Below are 1,831 nucleotides of genomic sequence, written 5' to 3' on the forward strand. Positions count from 1 at the left end.
GTGCATTCTCGATCGCCAATTCGCCCGCYGACGTCGAGCAAACCGGCGAGATCGAACTGAACGTGCGCATCGTCGCAGGCGGCGCCGGCACGGGCTACCTGCACCACACGTTGAAGACCGGGGATCGGCTGCGCCTGTCCGGACCCTACGGCCGCTTCTTCGTGCGCCAGTCCGCGGCGCTGCCGACGATCTTCATGGCCGGCGGCTCGGGCCTGTCGAGCCCACGCTCGATGATCCTGGACCTGCTCTACGGCTCCACGCTGCCGATCACCCTGGTCTACGGACAGCGCTCGCGCGACGAGCTGTACTACGACGAAGAGTTTCGCGCGCTCGCCGACGCGCACCCAAACTTCACTTATGTGCCGGTGCTGTCGAACGAGCCCGAGGCTTCGGATTGGGGTGGTGCACGCGGTTTCGTGCACGACGCCGCCAAGGCTCATTTCGGTAGCGGCTTCGCAGGCCACAAGGCCTACCTGTGCGGACCGCCGCCGATGGTCGAGGCCTGCATCGCCACACTGATGCAAGGGCGCCTGTTCGAACGCGACATCTACACCGAGAAGTTCATCTCGGCGGCTGACGCCGGCCAGCAGCGCAGCCCGCTGTTCCAGCGCGTGTAGGAGGCGGCCACGATGCTCCTTGAGACCCGCCCCAAGCTCAATGTCTGCATCGCGCAGACCGGTGAAAGCTACCCGTGCGCGACCGACGAAAGTCTGCTGCGCGGCATGCTGCGCCTTGGCCGCAAGGGCATCCCCGCAGGCTGCGTCAACGGCGGCTGCGGCGTCTGCAAGGTGCGCATCGTCGACGGCACGGTCACCTCGATCGGTCCTGTCAGCCGCGCACACGTCAGTGTCGAGGAAGAGCAGTGCGGCTTCACGCTGGCCTGCCGCGTGGCGCCCGCCAGCGCGGTGCGGCTGGAGGTGATCGGCAAGCTGGAGAAACCGTTTTCCAAGAGGCCCGCCATGGTGGCGAGCCATATACCAACGCTGCAATCAATGCGGCATGAAGGAGACATGTGATGGGTGTAATGCGTATCGGCCACGCCAGCCTGAAAGTGATGGACATGGCGGCTGCGGTGAAGCACTACGAGAACGTGCTGGGCTTGAAGACGACCATGCAGGACAAGGCGGGCAACGTCTATCTGAAATGCTGGGACGAGTGGGACAAGTACTCACTGATCCTCACGCCCTCGGATCAGGGCGGCTTGAACCATGTCGCCTACAAGGTCGAGAAGGATTCGGACCTCGACGAGTTGCAGAAGAAGGTCGAAGCCTGGGGCGTGAAGACGACGATGTCGCCGGAGGGCACGCTGCCGGCCACCGGTCGCATGCTGCAGTTCAAACTGCCGAGCGGCCACGAGATGCGCCTGTATGCCATGAAGGAGTACGTCGGCACCGAGGTCGGCACCACCAACCCCGATCCCTGGCCCGACAACCTCAAGGGTGCCGGCGCGCACTGGCTCGACCACCTGCTGCTGATGTGCGAGATGAACCCTCCGGAGGGCATCAACACGGTCGCCGACAACACGCGCTTCATGACCGAAGCGCTGGACTTCTTCCTCACCGAGCAAGTCCTCGTCGGCCCCGCTGGCGATATCCAGGCCGCGACCTGGATGAGCCGCACGACCACGCCGCACGACATCGCCTTCGTCGGTGGTCCCAAGAGCGGCTTGCACCACATTGCCTATTTCCTCGACTCCTGGCACGACGTTCTCAAGGCGGCCGACGTGATGGCCAAGAACAAGGTCAAGATCGACGTGGCGCCCACCCGTCACGGCATCACGCGCGGCGAGACGATCTACTTCTTCGACCCGAGCGGCAATCGCAACGAGACC

The 1,831-nt window shown here is 64.4% G+C and carries 3 protein-coding genes; all 3 read left to right on the top strand.

Annotation, left to right across the window (positions count from 1 at the left end):
* A partial coding sequence (locus AC1DY5_RS53900; RefSeq protein ID WP_478122404.1) for an FAD-binding oxidoreductase occupies positions 1–617 on the top strand: 617 nt, incomplete at its 5' end.
* Positions 618–629: 12 nt separating this feature from the next.
* Positions 630–1,016 (top strand): 2Fe-2S iron-sulfur cluster binding domain-containing protein, encoded by a 387-nt coding sequence (locus AC1DY5_RS53905; protein ID WP_478122405.1) that lies wholly within the window; start codon positions 630–632, stop codon positions 1,014–1,016.
* The coding region (locus AC1DY5_RS53910; RefSeq protein WP_478122406.1) for a catechol 2,3-dioxygenase at positions 1,016–1,831 on the top strand (816 nt) is incomplete at its 3' end. The genes AC1DY5_RS53905 and AC1DY5_RS53910, both read left to right, overlap by 1 nt.

This window comes from Variovorax sp. P4_D9 (assembly GCF_056401695.1).